This is a genomic window from Embleya sp. NPDC056575 (genome assembly GCF_042793325.1).
Lineage (GTDB): Bacteria > Actinomycetota > Actinomycetes > Streptomycetales > Streptomycetaceae > Embleya.
This window is the reverse complement of record NZ_JBHTVA010000043.1, coordinates 61,933-84,830: the sequence shown is the minus strand read 5'-3', so window position 1 is coordinate 84,830 and position 22,898 is coordinate 61,933. Positions and strand designations below refer to the sequence as shown.

The following is a 22,898-nucleotide window of genomic DNA, read 5'->3' as shown; positions in this document are numbered from 1 at the left end:
ACCCGCCCCGCGCGCGTACCCGGGGCGGGTGGTCGTCGTGCGTCCGCAGTCGCGCCCGCTCGGCGCGTCCGCCTGAAACAATGGCGGTCCGTCGTCGATCGCCGCACCCCCGGAGGAACCTGACGTGCCGTCAACTTCCGCCCACTTCCCGTGGGCCCTGCACCGGACCAGGCTCGCCAACGGTCTGCGTGTGGTGGTCTGCCCCGACAGCACGGTGCCGCTCGCCGCGGTCAACCTCTGGTACGACGTGGGTTCGCGGCACGAGGTCGAGGGCAAGCACGGCTTCGCCCACCTCTTCGAGCACCTGATGTTCGAGGGCTCGGCGCACGTCGACAAGGGCGGCCACTTCGCCGCCGTGGAGGGCTGCGGCGGCGACGGGATCAACGCGTCGACCAACCCGGACCGGACCAACTACTACCAAACGGTGCCCTCGGGCCGGCTCGACCTCGCGCTGTGGCTGGAGGCCGACCGGATGGGCTCGCTCGCGCTGACCCAGGAGACCCTGGACAACCAGCGCGAGGTGGTCAAGAACGAGCGCCGGCAGCGCTACGACAACGTGCCGTACGGGACCTGGAGCGAGGAGATGACGGCCCTCGCCTATCCGGCGGGCCATCCCTACGCGACGTCCACGATCGGTTCGATGGAGGAGCTGGACAGCGCCGAACTGGCCGACTTCACCGCCTTCCACGAGACCTACTACGCGCCGGACAACGCGGTGCTGACCGTGGTCGGCGACGTCGACCCGGACCGGGTGGTCGCGCTCGCCGAGCGCTACTTCGGCGGCATCGCCCCGCGCGGCTCCTTCCCGCAGCCCTCCCCCGACCCGCTGCCCGCCCGCTTCGGCGCCGGGCGGCACGTGACGGTGTACCGGGACGTGCCCACGCCGCGCCTGTTCCTGTGCCACCGGGCGCCGCGCTTCGGCACCCCGGACGCGCCCGCCTCGACCGTGCTCGCCGCGGTCGTCGGGCGCGGCCGGGGCAGCCGGCTGTACCGCGAGCTGGTCACCGCCCGCAATCTGGCCCAGTCCACCGGCGCGTTCCTGTCCGCGTGGGGCTACCTCAACCACGAGTCGGTCCTGATGGGCTCGTGCGCGCCGAGCGAGGGCACCGAACCCGGCGAACTCCTCGACGCCTATGTCGCGGTGTGCGACCGGGTGGCGGACGAGGGGGTGACCGAGGCCGAACTCGACCGGGTACGGGCGATGCTCGCCGGCGACTGGCTGCGCGAGTTGTCCACCGCCGGCGGCCGGGCCGACGCGATCGGCCGCTTCACCACCCGCTTCGGCGACGCCGAGTCGATCCGCGACCACCTCGACCACCTGCTCGCGGTCACCACCGAGGACGTGCACCGCGTCGCCCGCGAGATCCTGCACGCGGACAACCGCATCGTGCTGGAGTTCCTGCCCGAGGCCGCCGAGGCGGGCGCCCGGATCGACACGAACGAGCCGGAGGCCGCCGCATGAGCGCACACATCGGAACCCGACACACCCTGGTCGCCGAGCGGCCCACCGGCACCGAGCCGCGCCCGTACCGCTTCCCCGAGGTCCGCCGGGTCACCGTGGCCGGCGGCGAGGTGGTCGGCGCGCACCTGCCCGGACACCGCCTGGCCTGGGCCAAGTCGGTCATGGAGAGCGGCGCGCTGCACGAGCCGGTCGGCCTGGACGGCCTGGCCCGGATCACCTGCTCCCTGCTCGACGAGGGCAGCCTGGACCGCGACGCCGACGCGTTCGGCGTGGCCGTCGAGGCCCTGGGCGCGCAATGGCGCATCGCCTGCGGGTGGGAGACCCAGGAGGTGGGCATCGACCTGCCCGCCGACCGGCTCGCCGAGGGCCTGGACCTGGTCGCCGAGGCGATCCGCCGCCCGGCCTTCACCGACGCCGACGTCGAGCGTTTCCTCGCCGACCACGAGCGTTCCCTGAAGACCGCCTGGGCCCAGCCCGGCACCCGCGCCCAACTCGCCTTCCGACAGGCCCTGTTCGGACCGGGACACCGGCTCGGCGGGGTGCTCGGCGGCACCCCGGACACCGCCGCCGCGCTGACCGCGGACGCGATCCGGGCCTTCCACGCGGCCCGGATGACCGCGCCCGGCACCCTGGCCGTGGTCGGCGACCTGGACACGATCGACCTCCGGGCGCTGGGCACGATCGTCTTCGCGGGCGCGACCGGCACCGGACACCCCGCCGAACTCGCCGAGTTCACCGGCGCGCCCTCGACCCGGCAGGCGATCGTGGTGGACCGGCCCGGCGCGGTGCAGTCCGTGTTGCGGATCGGACACACCGCGGCGCCGCGCTCGACGCCGGATCTGATCGCCATCGAGTTGTGCGCGGAGGTGCTGGGCGGCAGCTTCGGCTCCCGGCTCAACCACCTGCTGCGCGAGGTCAAGGGCTACACCTACGGCGCGCACGCGAGCTTCGGCCACGGCCGGCGCTCGGGCACGTTCACGATGTCCGCCGCGGTACACACCGAGGTCACCGCCGCGGCGGTGGTGGACACGATCGCGGAGATCCGCCGGATGCACTCCGACGGGGTCACCGACGACGAGCTTGCCGCGACCCGTGCCCACGCGCTGGGCAGCATGCCGATCAACCTGCAGACGCCGGGCGGCATCGGCGGCAGGTTGATCGAGGCGATCGTGCATGGCCTGCCGGACGATCACGTGACGCGTGAGTATGCCGAGATCGGGTCCACGGATCGGGCCGCGGTCTCTCGGGCGGCTGCGACGCATCTGCGGCCCGACGAGCTTGCCGTCGTGGTCGAGGGCGATGCCTCGGTGGTGGTTCCGGACCTGGAGGCGGCCGGCTTCGAGGTGGTGCGGTCCGAGGTGTGACGCTGCGGGTGCGGCTCGGTTGGGTGGTGTGCCCGCCCGCTCCACCCGGTGCCTCGAGCTTCCACGCCGGGGTTTCGCGGGCTTCGGCGCGGCCGATCGGGTCCCTTGGTCGATCGGTCGGCGAAGGGGTGGTCAGGTGGGGGCGTCGGCCAGGTACACCTGGCGGTAGCCGCTCCATACCGCCGGGCCCAGGTCCTGCGGTACGTGTGGGGGGAGTGGCCACATCGGGCCGCTCACCTCGCACAGCAGCACGTGCAGGCCGTTGCCCGCGTCGAACCAGCGCAGGCCCACCGCGCCCGGTGAGCGCAGGAGTTCGGCCACCGCCTCCTCGTGCAACCAGCGGCCCATCGCCGTGCCGGAGCCGTGCGCGGTCAGGTGCAACACCTTGTCGCCGGCCGGGAACAGCCGGCTGACCGACACGTTGGGCCAGCGCCGCACCTCGCGGCAGTCCAGCCGGGACGAGGTGATCGCGCCGATCAGTTCGGGCGGCAGCGGGGTGCGCGCGGTGTCGTGCACGTCGTCGCCCGCGGCGGCGAGCACGCCCACGTGCTTGAGGTCGTAGACGGTCAGGTAGCGCGCGGCCGGCGGCCCGGCCTCGGCCTCACCGTTGGTGAACGCGCCGCACAACACGAAGCGGCGGGCGCGCCGGAAGCCGGGCACCTTGAGCAGGTCGTCGTGGTGTCGATCGCACCAGGGGGAGAACGTTCCGTCCAGGGCCTCGGGCAGATCCGATCGCAGGTGCAGCAGCCCCGCGCCCGTGGGGAATCCGTCCAGGTCGAGTCGCGGTATCGCGGCTTGGTCGGACATCGTGTGCGCCTCCCCCGATGCCCTCACGCCCGGCTGTCCCTGGCGCAAGCGGGAACTGACGGAGGGTCATGGTTTTGTTACCCACCGGTCGCCGAAAGCATGTCCTCCTTGCCGAACATCCGCGCGGTCTCGCGCGCGCTCGGCGTGCCCGCGTCGGGGTCGGCGCCGGCCGCCAACAACGCCGCCACCACCTCCGGCTCGTTCTTGAAGACCGCGCCCGCGAGCGGCGTCTGGCCGCGGTCGTTGGCCCGGTCCGGATCCGCGCCGCGTTCCAGCAACGCGCGTACCGCGTCGGCGTGTCCGTGGTACGCGGCGAGCATCACCAGCGTGTCGCCCCGGTCGTTGGCCAGGTTCGCCGGCAGCCCGCCGTCCAGGTAGGTGCCCAGCGTCTCGGCGTCGCCGACCCGCGCCGCCTCGAACATGCGCCCCGCCAACTCCTCGATGGCGCGCTCGTCCGCGGCGGACGGCGACTCCGGCCGCGACTGGGGCTGCTGCTCGCTCATGACGACCTCCGTGCACGTGACGGCCCGCACGGCGCGGGCCGGGCCGCCGTGCGGCCCGATCCGAACCTATCGGGTGGCACACCGCGCAAGGCGTCCCACCCGCGCGGACACGCGTGTGAGAATCGGTCCACGCCCGGCCCCGGGCCCCGGATCCGAAGGAGACGGCTCTTGCGCCGGCAACGCCATCAGCACCATCCGGACCTCGACGCCTACTTCGCCCGGATCGGCTGGTCCGGTGGGCGCGCGCCCACGTGGGCGACGCTGCGTTCGCTGCACCTCGCGCACGTCGTCGGCATCCCGTTCGAGAACGTCGAGGTCGTCCTGGGCGGCGTGCCGTCGCTGGAGCCGGCCGACCTGGAGGACAAGCTGGTCCGGCAGGGTCGCGGCGGTTACTGCTTCGAGCACAACCTGCTGTTCGCGGGCGTGTTGGAGGCGATGGGCTTCGGGGTGACCCGGCTGGCCGCGCGGGTGCGGATGGGCTCCGAGGCGATCCGGCCGCTGACCCACATACTGCTCGCGGTCGAGGTGCCCGGCGAGGCGCACCCCTACATCGCCGACGTCGGCTTCGGCAGCGGCGGCCTGTTGGAGCCGCTGCCGCTGCTGCCGGGGGTGTCCAGCCCGCAGGGCGCGTGGCGCTACCGACTGGTGCGCGAGGACGATCTGTGGCTGCTGCAGACCGTGTACGGCGACGACGGGTGGTTCACCGTCTACGAGTTCACGCTCCAGCGCCGGGAGCAGGTCGACTACGAGGTGGCGAACTGGTACGTCGCCACCCATCCCGGCTCCCCGTTCCGGCACACCCTGCGGGTGCAGCGCAGCGGCCCGCACGAGCGTGCCTACGTGGTGGACCGGCTGCTGACCGTGGTGCGCAGCGACGGCTCCACCGAGGAGCGCCGGCTCGCGGACGATCACGAGGTGCTGCGGCTCCTGGTCCGCGACTTCGGTCTGCTGCTGCCCTGGGACACGGCCTTCCCCGAACCGCCCGAGCGCCCGGAACGACCCGAGGAGAATTGACCGATGTCCTTCGACAAGCAGGTGCGCGTCACCCCGGAGCTGTACGACTACGTCCTGGACCACTCGCTGGCGCCCGACCCGGCGCAGCGCGCGGTGATCGAACGCACCAGGGGCATGGGCGGGTTGGCCCAGCTCCAGGTGCCCGCCGAGCAGGGCGCGCTGTTGACGCTGCTCTCCGGTGTGGTCCGGCCGCGGGTCGCGGTCGAGGTGGGCACCTTCACCGGATACTCGGCGCTGTGCATCGCCAAGGGGCTGGCCGCGGACGGCCGGTTGCTGTGTTGCGACGTGTCCGTGGAGTGGACCGAGATCGCCCGCGAGACGTGGCGGGAGGCAGGCGTGGCCGATCGCATCGACCTGCGGATCGCGCCGGCCCTGGAGACGCTGGACGCGCTGCCCTCGCATCCGCACATCGATCTGGCGTTCATCGACGCGAACAAGGACGGCTACATCTCCTACTGGGAGGCGCTGGTGCCGAGGATGCGGCCGAACGGTCTGCTGATCGCGGACAACGTGCTCTACGACGGGCAGGTGCTCAAGCCGAACGGCGACCCGACGCCGGCGGCGGTGCACGCGTTCAACGAGCATGTGAAGGCCGACCGTCGGGTGGAGCCGGTGATGTTGCCGGTCGCGGACGGGATCACGCTGGCCCGGGTCAAGGCGCTCGACGAGGACTGACCCGCCCCGGGCGCACGCCGGGCACCGGTCCGGCGAGCCGGCGCCGCGGTGCCGGACGGATCGACCCCGACCCGTCCGGCACCGCGCACCCGGCGCGCCTCAGCCGGTGTCGCCGTCGAGCACCTTGCGCAGCCGCCGTGCCTCCACCACCGCCCGGGACGAGCCCTTGCGCTCGGCGAGTTCGGCCAGGCCGGGGATGCACACCCCCCGCGCGCCCGAGCCGGCCGCGGTCTCCGCGGCGAGCGCGAGCACGTCGCCGAGCCCGGTGGCCTTCGTCCCGGCGAGCAGGTCCGGCAGGAAGCCGCTCAGCGTGCCCCAGACGGTGCCCGTCGCGCCCGCCCGGGCCGCGTCGCGCAGCGAGGCCACCACGCGGGTGGTCTTGAGCCCGCGTGTGCGCACCGCCTCGCCCAGATCGCGACCCAGCGCCTCGGTGTCCCACGCGTCGTCCCGGGCGCTCAGCGTCACGAACGCGTCCACCGCGCCGGTGCGGTCCTCGGCGGCCTGCGCGCCCAGCGCGTAGGCCAGGGCCAACGACATGCCCGGGCCCAGCGCACCGAACGACTCGGCCAGCGCCGGCAGCACCTCCGCGCCCCGGCTCGTGCCGTCGATGCCGCGCTGGGTACAGATCGCCAGGTGCGCCGCGATCACGTCCCGGTCCCGGGGCAGCAGCAGCGGCCAGCAGTGCAGGTCCGGCCCGGAGTCCTCGGACCAGGCCGAGGTGCGTGCGGCGGCGCCCGGGTCGGCCAGTCCGTACAGCGCCCACGCGGTCTCCGGCACGGTGTCCGGGTCGCCGGGGGCGACCGTGGCCAGGGGTCCGTCGCTGTGTATCCAGCCGCCCTTCGGCGCGGAGTATTCGCGGTGGATCCGGTCGAATCGACCGCGCCCGATCAGACCCGGGGCGGGCCCGCCGGCCGCCATCGTCCGGGCCACCCGCCGGCCCGCGGGCGAGGTGAGCCAGCCGGCACGGGCGACCGGCGCGGGGTCGAGGTGCGACGGCAGCCGCAGCAGCGCCTGGTCGACGTCGCGCCGCCAGGGGCTGTGTCCGGACGCCTCCCACTCCTCCAGGCCGGCCACCAGGGCCTCGGGGTCCACGAAGCCGGCCGCGTCGGCGATCTCGGCCAGGTAGGGGCCGGAGTGCGGCACCCGCAACCGGGTGCCCACCTCGTACAGCCGGGCGAGCAGGAAACGTTGCGGCGGGGCGATCCGCTCGATGTCGCGCTTCTCGCCGGGGATCAGGTCGTGCTCGGCCGCGTCGCCCTTGCCGAACAGGCTGCGGAACCAGCCCTGTCGGTTGCCGTGACCGGTGGCGGCGGCCACCATGGTGCCGACCGCGCCCCGGACCTGCTGGGCGAACCACTGCTGGTGCACGATGTGCCCGTGCTGCTCGGTGAGCGGGAGCAGCGCGGTGTGCAGCGCCTCGCGGTCCCGGGCGTGTTCGCGCAGCAGGGCGGCCACGATCCGCTCCACCGCGAGCGGGTCGGTGGCCTGGCCGCGCGGGCTGACCCACGGGTTGGGGGTGCTCCCGAAGAACACCGCCAGTTCCTCGACCAGTTCGGCCGTGGAGGAGATCGGCGGCGGCAGCTCGCGCGGTGGCGGCGGGCCGAGCGGGACGACGAACGCGGGCTCGGGTGCCCCGCTTTCCCCGATCAGCGCGGCCGCCTCGGGGCGGATCGCGTCGCCGAGCGTCGGCAGCGCGTCGCGCACCTCGGTGAGCACGAGGTCGACCTGGTCGGGCGGCAGCGTGCGTACGTGCTTGGCGATCAGCGCGACGGCGCGTTCCTGGAGGTCGCCGGCGGGTGAGCCGAACGCGGTGCAGGCGGTGGCGAGCAGGGTGCCCGCATGCTCCGGGTGCCGCTTGATCGCCGCGCCCAGCCAGGTGAGTTGGGTCCGTACCAGGGTCTTCTCGGCACGGAAGAGCACACTGCGACTCGCCTCGGCGATCCGCTCCGGATCGAGCAGGTCCGCGCCGTCCACCCGGCGCAGCGCGGCCTGGGCGAGTGCGGCCACCGTGGAGGGCGCGTCGGGCAGCAGCCGGAGGTAGCCCTCGGCGCGGGCGGCGAGCTCGTCGTCGGTGGGTGCCAGCGCCTCGTGCAGGCGGACGAACCCGCGCAGTGCGCCCGGGCGTTCGCCGCGCAGCAGCCGGGACAGGCAGCCGTCCAGGACCACGTCGCGCTCGATCGTCTTCGCGTCGGCGAGCGCGGCCAGCGCGGTGTCCCAGCCGGGCCGCACGGCGTTCGGTCCGGTGGTGGGGGTGTCCAGGTTCTGCCCGACCCCGGCGACCTCGAACAGCGTGGGCAGCAGGTCCGGGAAGTAGCGGTCGGCGGCGAGGTGTTCGGCGAGCGCACGCCCGGAGCCGCGCCACCGGCCGGCCACCTCGAACATCCACCGCAGCACGAAGCCCGGCGTGGTCGGCGTGGGCAACCCGGCGCCGCGCACCAGGGCGTCGACCACGTGCCACTGGTTGCCCCACGGATCCAGCGGCAGCCGGGCGGCCATGCGGGTGGCGATGTCGGGTATCCAGGCCGGATCGCGCTCGGCGAGGATCGTGTATATCGCCTCCTGGCCGAACTTCTCGGGCCATGCCATGTCCTCGCGCAGCAGCCACTGGGCGATGCCGGCGGGGCCGCCGAGGAGCGCGACACCGACGTGGCGCAGCGGACGCAGCGGGCGTACCTCGGGGCTGCCGTCGCGGCGGCGGCGGACCGCCTCCTTGTAGGCGGGCACCAGCGCGCGGCGCTCGGCCTCGGTGCGGCCCGCGAACAGCGCCACGATCGGCGCGGGGTCGTCCTGGTGGCGCTCCGGGGCGTCCACGACCGTGAGCACCCGCTCCCACGTCAGGGGCTCGCGCGCGGACTCGCCGCCCGCCGGGCCGGCGCCGGTGGGCCGGGTGCCGGTGGATGTGGTGCCGGTCATCGGTTCGCCTCCTGGGCTGCGGTCGCGCCGGCGCCGCCGTTCGCGGTGCCGGTGGTGATCGCGGTGCCGGGGTCCGCGCCGCCGTGCGGCCCGCCGCCGGTGTCGGCCCCAGCCCGGCCGCGGACGATCTGCGTGGCGAGCAGATGTTTGCAGGGCCCGCGCCCGCCGCGATACTCGGCCCACCACTGACACGTGCAGCTGCCGTCCCCGGCCAACCGCAGGCCGTAGGTGCGGTCCCCGCTGCGCACCGACGCCTCCTCGCCGCCGCCGGTGAGCGTGACGGCGCCGGCCGCGACCAGGGCGTGCGCGTCGCGCAGGCGCGGATTCATCCGCTCCACGCTGCCGGTGTCGTAGGGCAGCTCGCGGTGGTAGTAGGCCGCCTCCGCGACGTCGTAGCCGATCCGGCCCGAGGTGCCCAGGCGCACCAGCGCGGCCCGCACCCGCTCGGCGTCCAGACCCGAGCGGGCGGCCAACTCGCCGATCTCGACCCGGGGTTCCCAGGCCAGCAGGGCGGAGATCAGGTCCGCGTCGGCGCCGCTCGTCCCGCTCGCCAGGCCGGTGAGCACCGCGCCCTCGCCGGAGAAGCCGCGGGCCGGATCCGGGGACAGCGTCAACGTCAGCCGCATGCCGGGCAATTCGACCTCCCAGGCGGACGACACGGCCGTGCTGCGCGCCTGCACGGCGGGTCCGTATATACGGAGTGCGAGCGCGTGCCGCAGCAGCCTGGCGAGCGCCTGGAGGCGATCGGGCCCGGGCAGGCACACCGCGCCCGGCACGGGGCGGGCGGTCAGCCGCAACGAACGCCCGGCCGGGACGGCCCACAGCGCCTGCCGGGAGCCGCGCGGCAGCGCCCGCAGAAAGCGCACCGCCTCCCCCGCGCCGACCTCGGCGCGCAGGTCGAACCCGCCGGAGATGACCTGGACTTCGGCGAAGCCGCGCAGCCAGCGCTCGGGCAGCGGCACCTTCTTCTCCACCACGGGGCCGTCGAAGGTGGTGACGGTGACGTCGTCGGGGCCGACCGCCAGGTGCAGCGGATCGGCGCCGCCGACCCGGGCCAGCGCCTCGCGCAGCGGCGCGTTGACGTCCACGTTGGTGGTGCCGGTGCCGAACATCTCGCCGTCGATGCCGGCCGGCAGCACGTCGAGGCGCGCGTGCACCCCGCAGCAGGCGGAGAACGACTCGAAGCGCAGCCGGTCCCCGTTGCCGGTGACCACCGGATCGAGCGAACCCGGCCGCAGCGGCTGGTAGTAGCGCGCCGCCGCGACGTCGGCGACCGCGAGCAGGCCGCCGGCCGCCGCCTCGGGCGCGGTCAGGAAACCGGAGAAGAAGCGCGGGAAGGGGGTCAGGCCACGCGAGCCGAGCCCGCCGCAGGTCTGCAGGCCGAGGGAGGGGGAGCCGTCGACGGCGCCGAGCGCGGACGGCCGCAGATAGGTGAAGGAATGTACCGGGGAGGACATGTGAAGACCGTAGACAGCCCGTCCGACAGCGGGAATCGGATGTCGTCGGCGTCCTCTCGGGTGGTCTCGGCGCGGGCGCCGGGGTGCTTTCGTGCCGCCTTCGGCGGCGAGTTCGGCCGAAAGGATGCGGGCCGCTTCACCCGAGTGCACGAGTGCGCCCACGTCACTCGCTCGGCGCAGGATGCGACGCGTGTCACCAACCGCGCGCGCAGCGTGTGTATCGGGCCGTCGGTTCGTCGCAAACTTCCGGATTACCCGGCAGTAGAGGGGGATTCGCGGTGCCACGGCATCGATTAGGTGGTATCACCTGTGCGAGCATGGGCGGCTGGGGCCCGGAGCCCGAACATGACAAGCCGAGTGTGCGGCACATGGTCGAGCCGGGTGGGTGGTGGCACATCGTCAAGAGAGTGCTGTTGTAACCATGATCCGAGGACGCGTGGCAACGCGCCGGCATACTATGCGCTGGTCCATTCAGCCGGAGGTAGCAGATGCCCGCAACGCAGCCGGGGAGCGGCTCGACGGTTCGCCGTATTCTCCTCGGTTCCCAGCTTCGCCGTCTGCGCGAAGCGAAGGGCATTACGCGGGAGGAGGCCGGTTACGAGATCCGCGCCTCCGAATCGAAGATCAGCCGAATGGAACTGGGGCGCGTCAGCTTCAAGGAGCGAGACGTGGCTGATCTGCTGACCATGTACGGCGTGGGCGACGAGACCGAGCGGGCCGCCCTCCTGGGCCTCGCGGCGGAGGCCAACGCCCAGGGCTGGTGGCACAACTACAACGACATCCTGCCGAGTTGGTTCCAGGTGTACGTGGGCCTGGAGGAGGCCGCCTCGGTGATCCGCACCTACGAGGTGCAGTTCGTCCCCGGCCTGCTCCAGACGCCGGAGTACGCGCGGGCCGTGGTGATCGCCGGACAACCCTCGGCGTCGGCGGCCGAGGTCGACCGGCGCGTCGGTCTACGGATGCAGCGCCAGTCGATCCTCTACCGCGACAAGCCGCCCAGGCTCTGGGTGGTGCTGGACGAGGCGGCCCTGCGTCGCCCGATCGGCGGCCGGGACGTGATGCGCGATCAGGTCCGGCATCTGATCGAGATGGCCGCCCTGCCCAACGTGACGATCCAGATCATGCCGTTCAGGTTCGGCGCGCACGCGGCCGAGGGTGGTCCGTTCCTGCTGCTGCGCTTCCCGGAGAGCGACCTCCCCGACGTGGTCTACCTGGAGCAGCTCACCAGCGCGCTCTATCTGGACAAGCGGGACGAGGTGGACGCGTACACCGAGGTGATGGACCGGTTGAGCGTGGACGGTATGCCGCCGGACAAGAGCGTGGATCTTCTCCAGCGCATCCTGAAGGAGAACTGACCGACACGGTCGCCCCGTCCCTCGGCCGCCGCGGCCGGGGATACACCCACCCGGGTGGAGCGCCCCGGGCGGGTCGTCACGCCAGCAGGTTGTCGAAGTCCCCGTCCTTGACCCCGAGGATGAGCGCCTCGATCTCGGCGCGCGTATAGATCAGCGCCGGCCCGTCGGGGTGACGCGAATTGCGGACCGCGACGTCGCCGTCCGGCAGCGCGGCCATTTCGACGCAATTTCCCTGCGAGTTGCTGCGGCGACTCTTCTGCCAGGTGACCCCGTCGAGCGCGGTCGCCGATACCCCGTTGTGCGTTGCCTGCATGACGCTTCTCCTGGACCTCTCGCCGAGCGACCCGACGGCGGTCGCCCGCCCCCCGGTTGCGGCACGTGTCGTTCCTTCGTCCCGGTCCGTCGCAATTTCTTCCAAAACCGGTCCGACTTACGCATGCACGTGCATCTGACCATGCATTTGCAGCGTACAACGGCGATGATAGCGCAGCCGGAGTTCACCCACACGTGAGGGCTCATGCATTCCTCAAGGTTTCAAAGGAAGCGTAAAAGCTGCTTAAGCCGGCGGGGACGAAACGGGCGTAAGAATGCAGAAAACCCGTCGACGAGATCGACGGGTAAACGCTTGGCGCCGGGTGACTCGGATACCGCCGCATTCGTTGCCGCCGGCGAATGTGAATTAAAACTCGCCGCTTCGCTGCAACGTAATGTCGCCACGCAATGCGGTCCCCATATTGCGGAACGTGTGGGTCAGCCGCGTATCTCGAACATGGCCCAGACGACCTTTCCGGTGCGTCGGCCCATACCGTTCAGCGGGAACCAGCCCCAGGAATCACTGAAGCAGCCCACCAGATACAGCCCGCGGCCCGATTCCTCGTCCTCGCCGCCGGCCTGGGCCTCGGGCAGGCTCTCGCCCGGATCCTGCACCGCACACATGACACGTTCGCCCTTGCGCAAAAGCGCCAGTTGGATGTTGTGCGCGACATCCGTCGCGTCGTCGCGGCCCGCACCCAGACCGTGACACAGTGCGTTCGTGACGAGCTCGGACACGACCAGGGCGAGGTCGTCCTCGAGACAGGCGGCGCCCCAGCCGGCGAGCACCGACTGCGTGAAGTCACGAGCGGCCTTGACCGACTCGCGACGTGCGGCGAGGGCTTGTATCGCGATATCGGATGTTGGGCCCATATCCCCGGCCAGAGGCTCCATCCACTGAAACGTCGACGTCCGGAACCCTGCGGGACTCGCGACGGTCATCCGTGCCTCCGAGCGGGTACTGGTCCCCGGCCTGTTGGGAACGCCGCCAGAGGACTCGCCTCACAGAGCGTCCATGCACATGCGCGTGCACATGCACACACTTCATTATGAGGATGCCGACCCCAACTGCAAGACCGGATGCACGTGCATCGACGATTTCTGCGTCTGCACCGCGCCGATGCACGTGCATTTCGTTCGACCAAGGGCCGCTTTACACCCGGTTCCCGGACATTCAGGGAACCAGTCTTTTCTTTCTTTTGGTCCTACATCAGGAATAATCCGGACAACCTAGACACACGGTTGACGGACGGTTCCACCGCGTGGCCGTCGAGGGTCAGACCGCCGCACCGGACGGTTGCCTCGGCGCCCCCGCGTTCGGGTCGGTGGAGGCGTTGCCGCGCCCTGTGAATTGGATCACCAGCGCGACGCCGGACAGCAGGAAGACCGCCGCGCCCGGGCCGAGCAGCAGCCACGGCATCACCGAGACCTCGGTGTCCTTGTTGGGGATGCTGTCCGCCTTGTCGAAGGTGTCGATGTTGGCGCCGATGTTCTCCACCAGGGCGTTGAACTTGGCCAGGATCCGGTCGGTCTCCGCGAGGCCCTTGCCGACCTTGGGGTACTGCGTGGCCAGCTCGGCGGTGAACTGCGGGATGGGCTTGCGCAGGAGCGCGGCCATCGACGGGATGGACCTGGTCTTCATCCCGACGGCCATCTTGCCCAGCGTGTCCAGGTCGTCGTGCGCCTGCTTGTACCCGGCGTCGGTGAAGGTCGGCCGGAACGCGGTGAACATCTTCTCGGAGGCCTTGGTCTTGCCGATCACGCCGGTGGCGAGGGTGCCCACCACCATGCCCAGGCCGACCACCGCGGCGATCACCAGGCACACCGTGCTCACCACGGCGCGCGATCCGACGAAGGAGAACAGCAGCCCGCCGGCGCCCACCACGAGCAGCACGATGCCCGGGATCAGATAGAGGTAGGTGACCGCGGTGTTCGGCGCGTCCGCGGTGGGGATGTCGTCGGCCTGGCGGAAGTTCCCGGCCTGCGCGTCCATCGTGCCCGCGAGCTTGTTGAACCGCGGCATGATCGTCGGGATCTCCTTGAGACCCTTGCCGACCTCGGGCGTGGTCTGCCCCATCACGTTGATCAGCGTCGGGGTGGGGATCCCGGCCTGCTGGGCGAGTCCGGGCAGCGTCTCCGCCTGGAGCTGCTCCAGCATCTGGTTCATGGTGGCCAGGTCGGTCCGGCTCTGCTCGATGGCCTGCGGCGTGAAGGCGGGCCGGAAGGCATTGGTCAGGTCGTCGACGGCCTGCGTCTTCTTCGGCAGGCCGGCGGCCAGCGGGAAGATGATCAGGGCCGCACCCAGCAAGGCGATCAACACCAGCGCCACGTGGCGATATGCACGCACAGCGGGCTCTCCCTTCGCTTTCCGTTGTTCCTCGGATCGTATGGGTGATCGGCTCGATCCCCCAGGACCGTACGGCGGAAAGCAGCTGTTCTCGTCGGATGTCACTCGGGCAGCCGATCTTCGCAAAGAGCAACCCGCCAGTCAGCTACCGGCAAGTAATGTCATGGGATCGAGATCTCCGGCACATCGGTCACTTCGCCCCCGCGATGCCATGGAAGGGTGCGCCGACACCGGCTAGCGTGCGCCGGCCGGCTCGTGCGAGCGGTGAGGTGTGAACGGAGGTCGCCGGTGGATCTTGAACCGACGGAAGATCAAAAGGCGGTACGGAGCGCCTTTTCGGAGTTCTTCACGGACCGATGCCCGATTTCCGTGGTACGCGCGGCCGAACCACTCGGCTTCGCGGCCGATCTGTGGCGGCGCCTGGCCGCGATGGGCGTACCCGGAATGGCGCTGCCCGAAGGCGCCGGTGGTGGTGGTGCGAGCCGCGCCGATCTGGTCCTGCCGCTGCACGAGGCCGGTCGGGTGCTGGCGCCGGTGCCGTTGAGCGCACACCTGGCCGCGTCCCGGCTGCTGCTCGACACGCCGTGGTGCGCCGGGGTCGCCGACGGCACGCTGATCGCGGCGCCGGCGCTGCGGCCGACGGTGGACGGGCTGGCCCGACTGGTGCCCGGCGGCGCGGTGGCGGACGTGGTGGTGGCCCTCGACGAGGACGAACTGGTCGCGGTACGGGGCGAGGCGCCGATGAGCGGGCCGGTCAACCACGCGGCGGCGCCGCTGGCCGACCGGTACGTGCGCGACGACCGGGGCGGGCGGGTGGTGCTGGCCTGCGGCGAGGACGCGGCCCGGCGTCACGCCGCGCTGCGCCGGGAGTGGCAGTTGTATACGGCCGCCACACTGGTCGGGCTCGCCGAGCGGGCGCTGGAGTCGGCGGTGGCGTACACGCTGGAGCGCGAGCAGTTCGGCAAGCCGATCGGCGCGTTCCAGGCGGTCCAGCAGGGGCTGGCCGATCTGGTCGGGCCGCTGGACGGGATCCGGCTGCTGACCGCGCGCGCCGCGTGGTGCGCGGACGAGGGCGACCCGGCCGAGGCGGGCCGGCTCGCGGTGATGGCGTTCCTGGCCGCGACGGAGGTGGCCCGGACCACGACCTATCGCGCGGTGCACTTCCACGGCGGATACGGCGTCACCCTCGAATACGACATCCAGCTCTACTTCCGGCGCGCCCGGGGCTGGCCGCTGGTCCTGGGTGATCCGGACGAGGAGTACCGGGCGTTGGCCGACGATCTCTTCGGAGCGGTGGGAGGCGTCTGATGGACTTTCGGCCCAAGGAATCGGTCGAGGAGTTCCGGCGGTGGATCCGGGGCTTCGTCGCCGAGCACCTGACCGAGGACATGATCGAGCGGGCTCGGCGCACCGGCACCTTCCACGACTGGGAGTTCCACCGCGCGCTGGCCGCGACCGGGGTGATCGCCGAGGGCATGGCCGGGCCCGGCCGGACCGGCGGGCGCGACCCGTTGGAGCTGTACGTCTTCTTCGACGAACTGGGGCTGGCCGACGCACCGTTCTACGGGCTGGCCAACACCATGCTGGTGGCGGGAGTCGTGGAGCAGATCGGCAGCGCGTTCCATCTGGCCGAGGTACTGCCCCGGTTCCATCGGGGCGAGGCGATCGCCGCGCTGGGCTACAGCGAACCCGGCTCGGGATCGGATGTCGCGGCGGCGGCCACCCGCGCGGAGCGCGTGCCCGGGGACCCGCGGGACGAGCCGGTGTGGCTGGTGAACGGGCAGAAGATGTTCACCACGCTCGTGCACGAGGCCGGCTATGTGATCCTGCTGACCCGCACCGACCCGAACGTGGCCAAACATCGCGGCCTGACCATGTTCCTGGTGCCCACCGACCTGCCCGGCATCTCCTTCCAGGCGGTGGAGACGATGGGCGGCGACCGCACCAACATCACCTACTTCGCCGATGTCCGCGTCCCCGACCGCTGGCGGCTGGGCGAGGTGCACGGCGGGTGGGAGGTGATGAAGGTGGCGCTGGCCTACGAGCGGGGCGTGTTCGGCAACATGAACCAGGGCGTGTCGCTGCTGCGCCGGTTCACCCGGTGGGCGAGCGAGACCGGGGCGATCGACGACACCGCGGTGCGCAAGCGGCTGGCCCGGATCGCGATCGACAACGAGATCACCGCGCTGCTCGCGCTGCGCCCGGCGCTGATCGCCAGCGCGGGCGGCCTGCCCACCACCGAGGGCTCGATCGCCAAGTTGTACGCGAGCGAGGCGTACAACCGGGCGGCGGAGGCGTGCCTGGACATGGCCGGCCCCGAGGGGCTGCTGGGTGAGCCGGGTGAGGCGTGGTTCGTCGACCACGCCGCGCGGGACGCGCCGGTGACCACGATCTACGGCGGGACCAGCGAGATCCAGCGCAACAACATCGCGGAGCACCGGCTGGGGCTGCCCCGGTCGCGATAGGTGTGGCGGGACCCGCCCGCGGCGTCGCGCGGGTCCCGTGCCGCACGGACGGGCCGCTCGCGGGCGCGCCGCCCGGTGTTTTACGGATATGACGGGCTCGGCGGGGGTGCCGCCGAACGGGTGGCCGGAAGCGGGCGCGCTTCATGGCAGACTTCGGCACCGTTCACACCGGTGAGCGAAACGGAGTTTCTGCCATGCGGCCGCTGCACGACGAGGACCCTTCGAGCGTTGGCGCCTACCGATTGGTGGGCCGGCTCGGCGAAGGGACCACGGCTCGGACCTATCTGGGCGCCGCGCCCGACGACGCCCCCGTCGTCGTGCGGGTGATCCGGGCCGACCTCGGGCGTGATCCCGCCTTCCGCGCCCGCTTCGGCGAAGAGGTGGACGCCGCACGACGGTTGCCCGGTCCCGGCACCGCCGTGCTCCTGGACGCCGACACCACCGGCCGGCAACTCTGGTACGCCACCACGCACGTGCCCGGTCCGACGCTGGCCGAGACGGTCCGTCGGCACGGCCTGCTCCCCGGCCATTCGCTGCGCACGCTGGCCGGCGAACTCGCCGCCTCGCTGGGCCTGTTGCACGCCGCCGGGCTGTACCACGGGCGGCTCGACCCGGGCGCGGTGCTGCTCGATCCGAACGGCCCCCGGCTGCCGCACGTCGGGATCGCGCACGCCTCGCTCGGCTCGTCGGTGACCGCCGACGGCGTGGTGATCGGCACCGTGCTCGACTCCCCCGGCTTTCGTTCGCCGGAGCAGGTACGGGATCTGACGGTGGGTCCGGCGAGCGACATGTTCTCGCTCGGATCGGTGCTGGTGTTCGCCGCGACCGGCGCGGGCCCGTTCGACCGGGGTGACGAGCGTTCGCCGGCCGATCGGGTCGCCGAGGGCGAGCCGGAACTGGGCGACGTGCCCGCGTCGTTGCGCGACCTGATCGCGGCCTGCCTGGTCAAGGACCCGGACCGGCGCCCCGCTCCGGAGGAGGTGGCCCGGGTCGCGGCCGGCACTCCCGGCCCGAGCTGGCTGCCCGCGGCCACCGCGACGTGGGTGGCCGAGCGGGTGGCCAACCCGTGGGAGCCGCCCGAGCCGATGCCGGGCAGCGAGCCGTACGCGGCCGACACCGTACCGGCCCCGCCGCCCGGCGCGACCCCGCCGGCCGAGCCCGAGCCCACGCCCACGCCCGTCCCCTCCCCGGCCGCGCCGCCCGCCCCCGAGCCGGAACCGGCGCCGTCCACCACCACACCGGCCCGGACCCACCGCGCGGCCCGGACCGAACCCGCCGGGCCCGCCGGAGGCGAACCGCCCACCCGCGCACACCGGGCGGCCGGCTCCTCCCGGGCCAAGTCCCGCCGCGGCTTCCTCGCCGTCGCGGCAGGCGCCGCCCTCCTGGGCGGCGGCGGTGCGGCATGGGCGCTGAGCCGGGGCGGCGACAAGACCGCCAAGACCGCCCCGAAGCCGTCGGCGACGGCGCCGAGTCCGACGGCACACACGCCGGGACCGGCCGTGCCCGGCGCGGTCCGCGAACTCACCGTCTGGACCACCGAGAGCCTGGTTCCCGCCGCGCTGCTCGGCGAACTCGGCCTGGAATTCGGCAAACTGGGCACCACCGGCGCCGGGGTGCGGATCGGCACCCGGGTACAGCCGAAGGCCGGCTACACCCAGGCCCTCGAACAGGCACTGCGCGCGGGCCGCGGACCCGACGTGTTCGAACTCGACCTGCTGGCCCTGGCCCGGTTCAAGGCCGCCGACCTGGTGATGGACCTGACCCCGCTGCAGAGCCGGTTCGACGGCGGCAGCTGGTTCCCCGCCGTGCGGGCCGCGGTCACCTCGGGGGGCCGGATCATGGCGTTGCCGCTGGGCGCCGGCGTGCCCGTGGTGCTCTACGACAAGGGGCTGTTCCAGGCCGCGCAGGTGGGCGTGCCGACCGACCGGGTGACCTGGGTCGCGGACCTGGAGAAGTTGCGCCAGGCCAACGCGACCAACCCCGACTACCGCGCGCTGTACGTACCCGGCGGGGCCTGGCCGGTGTTGGCCTCGTGCGTGTGGGAGGACGACGGAACCATCGCGGTACAGGAGGGCGACGCCTGGCGCGGCACGCTCGACCTGCCCGGATCGGTCGAGGGGGCCCGGTTCTTCCGACACCTCCAGTCGTACGCGCCGGACGCGGTCGGGGCGGGCAACGACGACCCGGCGACCACGACCCGCGTCGCCAAGGGCGGGGTCGCCTCGGTGATCGCCGACGCCTCGCTGTACGACGCGGTGGTGGCGGCGAATCCGGCGCTGCGCCCGGTGCTGGGCGCGTTCGCGATCCCGGGCCGTACGGCGGGCAAGCCGGCCGCCGTCGGGGTGCGCGGCACGGTGCTGGCGGTGTCGGCGGCCAGCCTGTTCAAGGAGGCGGCGATCGACCTGCTCTCCCTGGTCGCCACCGACCGCTGGCGGGCCCGGATCGCGACGGAGGCCCGTCTGGTTCCGGTCCGCAGCGGCCTGGATCGAGCGGTGCCGTCGGACAATCCGATGATCCAGGCCGCACTGTCCGCGCTGCCCGTGGGCGGTCGGGCGTATCCCGTCGCCCCGGGGTGGTCGGAGCGTCCGCTGACCGAACTCTCCCGGCAGACGCTGGCGGGCACCGACCCGCTGGCGGCGGCGGCCGCGGCGAACACGATCGTGGCCCGCGAATTCGGCGTCGACCCCACGTGACGGATCTCGCCGCCGGCAGGGATCGCCGCGCCACCTAGGGTTTGCGCAGGCATGGCATCCGGCCATGCCGGTCGCCCACTCTCGGAGGAGCCGCACCGTGTCGTCGTGGAACGAGGAACCACCCGCGTCGAGGGACGACGACCCGTCGGCCGAACCACCGCCTCGGCCCACGTACGCCCCGATGGCCGTGCCGCCGCCTCCGGGACAGCCGGCCGGACCTCCCGTGCGGCACGCCGGCGAACCGGCGGGGCAACAGCCGGCGGGCCACCCGGCCGGCCAGGCACCCGGGTACCCGGCGGGGGCGCAGCCTCCGCCGGGCACGGTGCCGCAACCGCCGCCGGGCGCCGCGCCGAACTACCCGCCCGGCCAGGCCCCCCAATACCCGGCGGGGCAATCCGCGCAGCCCCCCGGCCAGACCCCGCAATACCCGAACCAGGCACCGCAATACCCGGCGGGGCAGCCCGCGCAACCCCCCGCCCAGACCCCGCAATACCCGAACCAGGCACCGCAATACCCGGCGGGGCAGCCCGCGCAACCCCCCGCCCAGGGGGCGCGGTACGGCGCGGGCGCGTCGTACCCGGGAGCCGCCCCGCAATACCCCGGCCCGCCGCCGTACCCGAGCGCGCCCGGCGGCTGGGGCCCGCAACCCCCGCAGCCCGCCGCAGGCGCCGGCACCTCCCGGCGCCGGGTGATCGTGGCCGGTTCGGTCGCGGCGGCCGTCGCGGCCGGCGGCGGGGTCGCGGCGTGGCTGCTCACCCGGGGCGACGACAAGAGCGCCGCCCCGCCGCCCAAGCCGAACCCGACCACCCCCGCACCGGTGCCGCCGGGGCCGCCGGCCCTGCCCGAACCGCCCACCACCGAGAGCGGCCCGTACACGCTCACCGTGTGGCTGGAGAAGATCTACACCCCGGGCGTCGACCAGGCGAAGACCACCACCGACCTGACCGCCGCCCTGGTCAAGGCGGATCCGCTGGGCACCGTGCGCAGCGATGTCCAGGAGTACATCGACCAGACGAAGCTGGACACCGCGCTCGCCGCGGGCAACGGCCCCGACCTCTTCCAGGTGGACAGCCCGAGCCTGGCCCGCCGGGTCAAGCAGGGCACACTGCTCGACCTGACGCCGTACGCGAAGCGGTTGAACGCGGACTCCTGGCATCCGGCGGCCCGGGCCGCCTGCACCCTCGACGGCAAGCTGTACGCGCTGCCGATGGACGTGTACGCCCCGGTCGTGCTGTACGACAAGCGGCTGTGCGATCCGGCCGGGTTCGTGGTGCCCACCACGCGCGACGAGTGGATCACCCAGTTGGACAAGCTCAAGCAGCACTACGCGAGCGACCCGAAGTTCGAGGCGCTGCACCTGGTCGGCCGGGCCTGGCAGGCGATCGCCGCGTGCCTGTTCGCGAGCGGCTGCGAGATAGCCGTGCCGCAGAACGAGCGCTGGGCCGGGCGCCTGAACACCGACGCGGGCCGCGCGGGCATCGCGTTCTTCCAAAAGCTCCAGTCCTATTCGAGCGCGCCGAAGAACGTCGAGGAGTACAAGGACCCGGCCGGCAACATCATCGCCGTGCTCACCGCCGGCAAGTCGGCGATGGCGATCCAGCCGGACTGGGTGGTGGCCGAACTGCTGCGCACCTCCCCCGAGACGGCCCGCAACCTGGGCGCCTTCCCGATGCCCGGGACCACCGCCGGCAAGCCCGCGACGGTCGGCGTGTGGGCCGGCGTGCTGGCCGTGTCGGCGAAGACCGAACATCCGGTGGGGGCGAGCAATCTGCTCCGGGTGATGTCCTCGTCGGTGTGGCAGGAGCGCTGGGCGAACGAGAACGAGACGGTACCGGCGCTCGGCGGGCTGACCACCACCTCGGGCGCCGCCAACCCGGCTCGGGCCGCGACGCTGGCCGCGCTCGCCCAGGGCAAGCCGTACCCGGCGGCACCGGGCTGGACGGCCGCTCCGCTCAAGGACTTCGCCGAGAACGTGCTGGGCGGCGCCGACCCGGTCGTCGTCGGCGCCGACCAGGACGCGAAGATCGCGGGCACCTTCGGCCGATACCAGCCCTGACCCACAGCGGGAGACCGCCCCTCGCCGGGCGGCCGGAGCCCGGCTGCCGTGTCACCCACACGGCGCAAGAAATCCTCAAGCGTAAGCCCGTCGCGGTTGCCCGCGGCGGGCTTACCGCATTACCCACCCTCCGCAATCGGACCAGCGCATACCGTCGGGTCACTTCCCCTTCGGGCGACCGGCGGTTTCCGGCTTCGGTGGTACATGTCCGGCCGTCGGATCGCTCTCCGAGCACACGAGGATGCGGTCCGTCATGTCCGGAAGTCCCGACCCCTCCCGGGCCGATCTGCTCCGCGGCAGCCTCGAGGCCGTCGCGCCCGCCGCGCACGATCTGGTCTCGCACTTCTACGCGCTGCTGTTCCTGCGCCGCCCCGACCTGCGCGCGCTGTTCCCGCCCGCCATGGACCACCAGCGCGATCGCCTGCTCGCCGCGCTGCTCCGGGTCGGCGGGAGCAGCGACGAACCGCACGAGTTACGCCGCTATCTGCGCGGATTGGGCCGGGACCACCGCAAGTACGGAGTGCTGGACGAGCACTACGACGCGGTCGGCGGCGCGCTGATCGGCGCGCTGGCCCGCTACCTGGGCGAGCGCTGGACGCCGGAACTTCAGGCCGCGTGGGTGGAGGTGTACACGTGGGCGGCGGCGGTGATGATCGAGGCCGCCGCCGACGACGCCGAGGACGCGCCCGCCTGGTGGGACGCGGTGATCACCGCCCACGAGCCGCGCGGCCGGGACATCGCGGTGATCACCGTCGAGCCGGATCGCCCGCTGCCCTACCATCCGGGCCAGCACGTCACGGTGGAGACCCCGTGGTGGCCCAGGGTGTGGCGGCACTACTCGATCGCCAACGCCCCGCGCGTCGACGGCCGGCTGGAGCTGCACGTGCGCGCGGTGCCGGCGGGGTGGGTGAGCAACGCGCTGGTACGCCGGGCCCGGGTCGGCGACCGGATCCGGCTCGGCCCGGCGCGCGGCGGCCTGGTGTTGCGCGGCGAGACGCTGCGCCGAACGTTGTGCGTGGCCTACGGCACCGGCCTGGCGCCGATCAAGGCGCTGGTGGAGCACATGGCGCAGCGTCAGCTGGCACACCGCGCGCACGTGTTCATCGGCGCCAAGTACCGGGCGGACCTGTACGACCTGGGCGCGCTGTCGGCGATGGCCGACGTGTACCCGTGGCTGAACGTGATCCCCGCGGTCACCCACGACCGCTCGTTCGCGGGCGATCAGGGCGCGCTGCCCGACGTGCTGGCCAGGTACGGCGACTGGGCGGACCACGACGTGTTCGTCAGCGGGTCGGCGGCCCTGGTACGGGCCACCGCGCACCGGCTGACCGGCGAATTGGGGGTGGCCCCGCAGCGCCTGCGCACCGAGAGCCTGGACGGGGCGGCCGGCGGGACGGTGCTGCTCCGAGGCCGCTGAGCTGCGGTGGGATGGACCCGGGGGCGTAACGTACGGGTCATCAGGGTCGTGTCGAGCC

At 72.8% G+C, this 22,898-nt stretch carries 17 protein-coding genes; 10 read left to right on the top strand and 7 right to left on the bottom strand.

Translation table 11 applies throughout. From position 1 onward, the window contains the following. Nucleotides 1–124 precede the first annotated feature (124 nt). A complete protein-coding gene (locus ACFRCG_RS30345) occupies nucleotides 125–1,462 on the top strand; it encodes a M16 family metallopeptidase (protein ID WP_380037278.1) in 1,338 nt (445 codons plus the stop codon). Beyond that, on the top strand, nucleotides 1,459–2,826 hold the full coding sequence (locus ACFRCG_RS30340) for a M16 family metallopeptidase (protein ID WP_380037276.1): 1,368 nt from the start codon (nucleotides 1,459–1,461) through the stop codon (nucleotides 2,824–2,826). Before ACFRCG_RS30345 ends, ACFRCG_RS30340 begins: the two co-directional genes overlap by 4 nt. A 132-nt stretch (nucleotides 2,827–2,958) precedes the next feature. Here the strand turns inward: ACFRCG_RS30340 and ACFRCG_RS30335 are convergent, their stop codons facing one another. Further along, nucleotides 2,959–3,633 carry a hypothetical protein gene (locus tag ACFRCG_RS30335; RefSeq protein WP_380037274.1) on the bottom strand — a complete coding sequence of 225 codons (675 nt, stop codon included), beginning with the start codon at nucleotides 3,631–3,633 and terminating at the stop codon, nucleotides 2,959–2,961. A 77-nt stretch (nucleotides 3,634–3,710) separates the two neighbouring features. Further along, the gene (locus ACFRCG_RS30330; RefSeq protein ID WP_380037272.1) at nucleotides 3,711–4,136 is read right to left on the bottom strand and encodes an ankyrin repeat domain-containing protein; all 426 of its coding nucleotides are present in this window, start codon (nucleotides 4,134–4,136) and stop codon (nucleotides 3,711–3,713) included. Nucleotides 4,137–4,304: 168 nt separating this feature from the next. On the opposite strand from ACFRCG_RS30330, the gene ACFRCG_RS30325 reads away from it, so the two are divergent. Both ACFRCG_RS30325 and ACFRCG_RS30320 read left to right on the top strand, forming a co-directional pair. Further along, a complete protein-coding gene (locus tag ACFRCG_RS30325) occupies nucleotides 4,305–5,150 on the top strand; it encodes an arylamine N-acetyltransferase (protein WP_380037270.1) in 846 nt (281 codons plus the stop codon). A 3-nt stretch (nucleotides 5,151–5,153) separates the two neighbouring features. Then, nucleotides 5,154–5,825, top strand: coding sequence for an O-methyltransferase (locus ACFRCG_RS30320; protein WP_380037268.1), 672 nt, complete (start codon nucleotides 5,154–5,156; stop codon nucleotides 5,823–5,825). Nucleotides 5,826–5,924: 99 nt separating this feature from the next. Here the strand turns inward: ACFRCG_RS30320 and ACFRCG_RS30315 are convergent, their stop codons facing one another. Further along, entirely contained in the window at nucleotides 5,925–8,738 is a 2,814-nt protein-coding gene (locus ACFRCG_RS30315; protein ID WP_380037266.1) for a DUF6493 family protein, read from the bottom strand. Continuing rightward, on the bottom strand, nucleotides 8,735–10,195 hold the full coding sequence (locus ACFRCG_RS30310; protein WP_380037264.1) for an SWIM zinc finger family protein: 1,461 nt from the start codon (nucleotides 10,193–10,195) through the stop codon (nucleotides 8,735–8,737). Before ACFRCG_RS30310 ends, ACFRCG_RS30315 begins: the two co-directional genes overlap by 4 nt. A 488-nt stretch (nucleotides 10,196–10,683) precedes the next feature. On the opposite strand from ACFRCG_RS30310, the gene ACFRCG_RS30305 reads away from it, so the two are divergent. Continuing rightward, nucleotides 10,684–11,550: a helix-turn-helix transcriptional regulator gene (locus ACFRCG_RS30305; RefSeq protein ID WP_126643644.1), complete on the top strand. Its 867-nt coding sequence runs from the start codon at nucleotides 10,684–10,686 to the stop codon at nucleotides 11,548–11,550. Between the two features lie 76 nt (nucleotides 11,551–11,626). Here the strand turns inward: ACFRCG_RS30305 and ACFRCG_RS30300 are convergent, their stop codons facing one another. The 3 genes from ACFRCG_RS30300 to ACFRCG_RS30290 all read right to left on the bottom strand — a co-directional run bounded on the left by ACFRCG_RS30300 (nucleotide 11,627) and on the right by ACFRCG_RS30290 (nucleotide 14,209). Then, complete coding sequence (locus ACFRCG_RS30300; protein ID WP_020554482.1) at nucleotides 11,627–11,863, bottom strand: DUF397 domain-containing protein; 237 nt, start codon at nucleotides 11,861–11,863, stop codon at nucleotides 11,627–11,629. 437 nt (nucleotides 11,864–12,300) lie between these two features. Continuing rightward, on the bottom strand, nucleotides 12,301–12,756 hold the full coding sequence (locus ACFRCG_RS30295) for an ATP-binding protein (RefSeq protein ID WP_235618757.1): 456 nt from the start codon (nucleotides 12,754–12,756) through the stop codon (nucleotides 12,301–12,303). A gap of 382 nt (nucleotides 12,757–13,138) precedes the next feature. Next, complete coding sequence (locus ACFRCG_RS30290) at nucleotides 13,139–14,209, bottom strand: hypothetical protein (protein WP_380037262.1); 1,071 nt, start codon at nucleotides 14,207–14,209, stop codon at nucleotides 13,139–13,141. A gap of 219 nt (nucleotides 14,210–14,428) precedes the next feature. On the opposite strand from ACFRCG_RS30290, the gene ACFRCG_RS30285 reads away from it, so the two are divergent. From ACFRCG_RS30285 to ACFRCG_RS30265, 5 genes are all read left to right on the top strand, one after another. Beyond that, nucleotides 14,429–15,517 (top strand): acyl-CoA dehydrogenase family protein, encoded by a 1,089-nt coding sequence (locus ACFRCG_RS30285; protein WP_380037260.1) that lies wholly within the window; start codon nucleotides 14,429–14,431, stop codon nucleotides 15,515–15,517. After that, nucleotides 15,517–16,674, top strand: a complete 1,158-nt coding sequence (locus tag ACFRCG_RS30280; RefSeq protein WP_380037258.1) for an acyl-CoA dehydrogenase family protein — start codon at nucleotides 15,517–15,519, stop codon at nucleotides 16,672–16,674. The genes ACFRCG_RS30285 and ACFRCG_RS30280 overlap by 1 nt, the downstream gene beginning before the upstream one ends. 194 nt (nucleotides 16,675–16,868) lie before the next feature. Further along, nucleotides 16,869–19,367 (top strand): protein kinase, encoded by a 2,499-nt coding sequence (locus tag ACFRCG_RS30275; RefSeq protein ID WP_380037256.1) that lies wholly within the window; start codon nucleotides 16,869–16,871, stop codon nucleotides 19,365–19,367. 97 nt (nucleotides 19,368–19,464) lie between these two features. Next, the gene (locus ACFRCG_RS30270) at nucleotides 19,465–21,423 is read left to right on the top strand and encodes a hypothetical protein (RefSeq protein WP_380037254.1); all 1,959 of its coding nucleotides are present in this window, start codon (nucleotides 19,465–19,467) and stop codon (nucleotides 21,421–21,423) included. 253 nt (nucleotides 21,424–21,676) lie between these two features. Beyond that, nucleotides 21,677–22,840, top strand: coding sequence for a globin domain-containing protein (locus tag ACFRCG_RS30265; protein WP_380037252.1), 1,164 nt, complete (start codon nucleotides 21,677–21,679; stop codon nucleotides 22,838–22,840). The last annotated feature ends 58 nt before the right edge of the window (nucleotides 22,841–22,898 follow it).

What these genes read in the sequence shown, in the direction of transcription:
- ACFRCG_RS30340 (WP_380037276.1), top strand. Translation starts at nt 1,459, where the DNA reads ATGAGCGCACACATCGGAACCCGACACACCCTGGTCGCCGAGCGGCCC.
- ACFRCG_RS30335 (WP_380037274.1), bottom strand. Translation starts at nt 3,633, where the DNA reads ATGTCCGACCAAGCCGCGATACCGCGACTCGACCTGGACGGATTCCCC.
- ACFRCG_RS30330 (WP_380037272.1), bottom strand. Translation starts at nt 4,136, where the DNA reads ATGAGCGAGCAGCAGCCCCAGTCGCGGCCGGAGTCGCCGTCCGCCGCG.
- ACFRCG_RS30320 (WP_380037268.1), top strand. Translation starts at nt 5,154, where the DNA reads ATGTCCTTCGACAAGCAGGTGCGCGTCACCCCGGAGCTGTACGACTAC.
- ACFRCG_RS30315 (WP_380037266.1), bottom strand. Translation starts at nt 8,738, where the DNA reads ATGACCGGCACCACATCCACCGGCACCCGGCCCACCGGCGCCGGCCCG.
- ACFRCG_RS30310 (WP_380037264.1), bottom strand. Translation starts at nt 10,195, where the DNA reads ATGTCCTCCCCGGTACATTCCTTCACCTATCTGCGGCCGTCCGCGCTC.
- ACFRCG_RS30305 (WP_126643644.1), top strand. Translation starts at nt 10,684, where the DNA reads ATGCCCGCAACGCAGCCGGGGAGCGGCTCGACGGTTCGCCGTATTCTC.
- ACFRCG_RS30300 (WP_020554482.1), bottom strand. Translation starts at nt 11,863, where the DNA reads ATGCAGGCAACGCACAACGGGGTATCGGCGACCGCGCTCGACGGGGTC.
- ACFRCG_RS30295 (WP_235618757.1), bottom strand. Translation starts at nt 12,756, where the DNA reads ATGGAGCCTCTGGCCGGGGATATGGGCCCAACATCCGATATCGCGATA.
- ACFRCG_RS30280 (WP_380037258.1), top strand. Translation starts at nt 15,517, where the DNA reads ATGGACTTTCGGCCCAAGGAATCGGTCGAGGAGTTCCGGCGGTGGATC.
- ACFRCG_RS30275 (WP_380037256.1), top strand. Translation starts at nt 16,869, where the DNA reads ATGCGGCCGCTGCACGACGAGGACCCTTCGAGCGTTGGCGCCTACCGA.
- ACFRCG_RS30265 (WP_380037252.1), top strand. Translation starts at nt 21,677, where the DNA reads ATGTCCGGAAGTCCCGACCCCTCCCGGGCCGATCTGCTCCGCGGCAGC.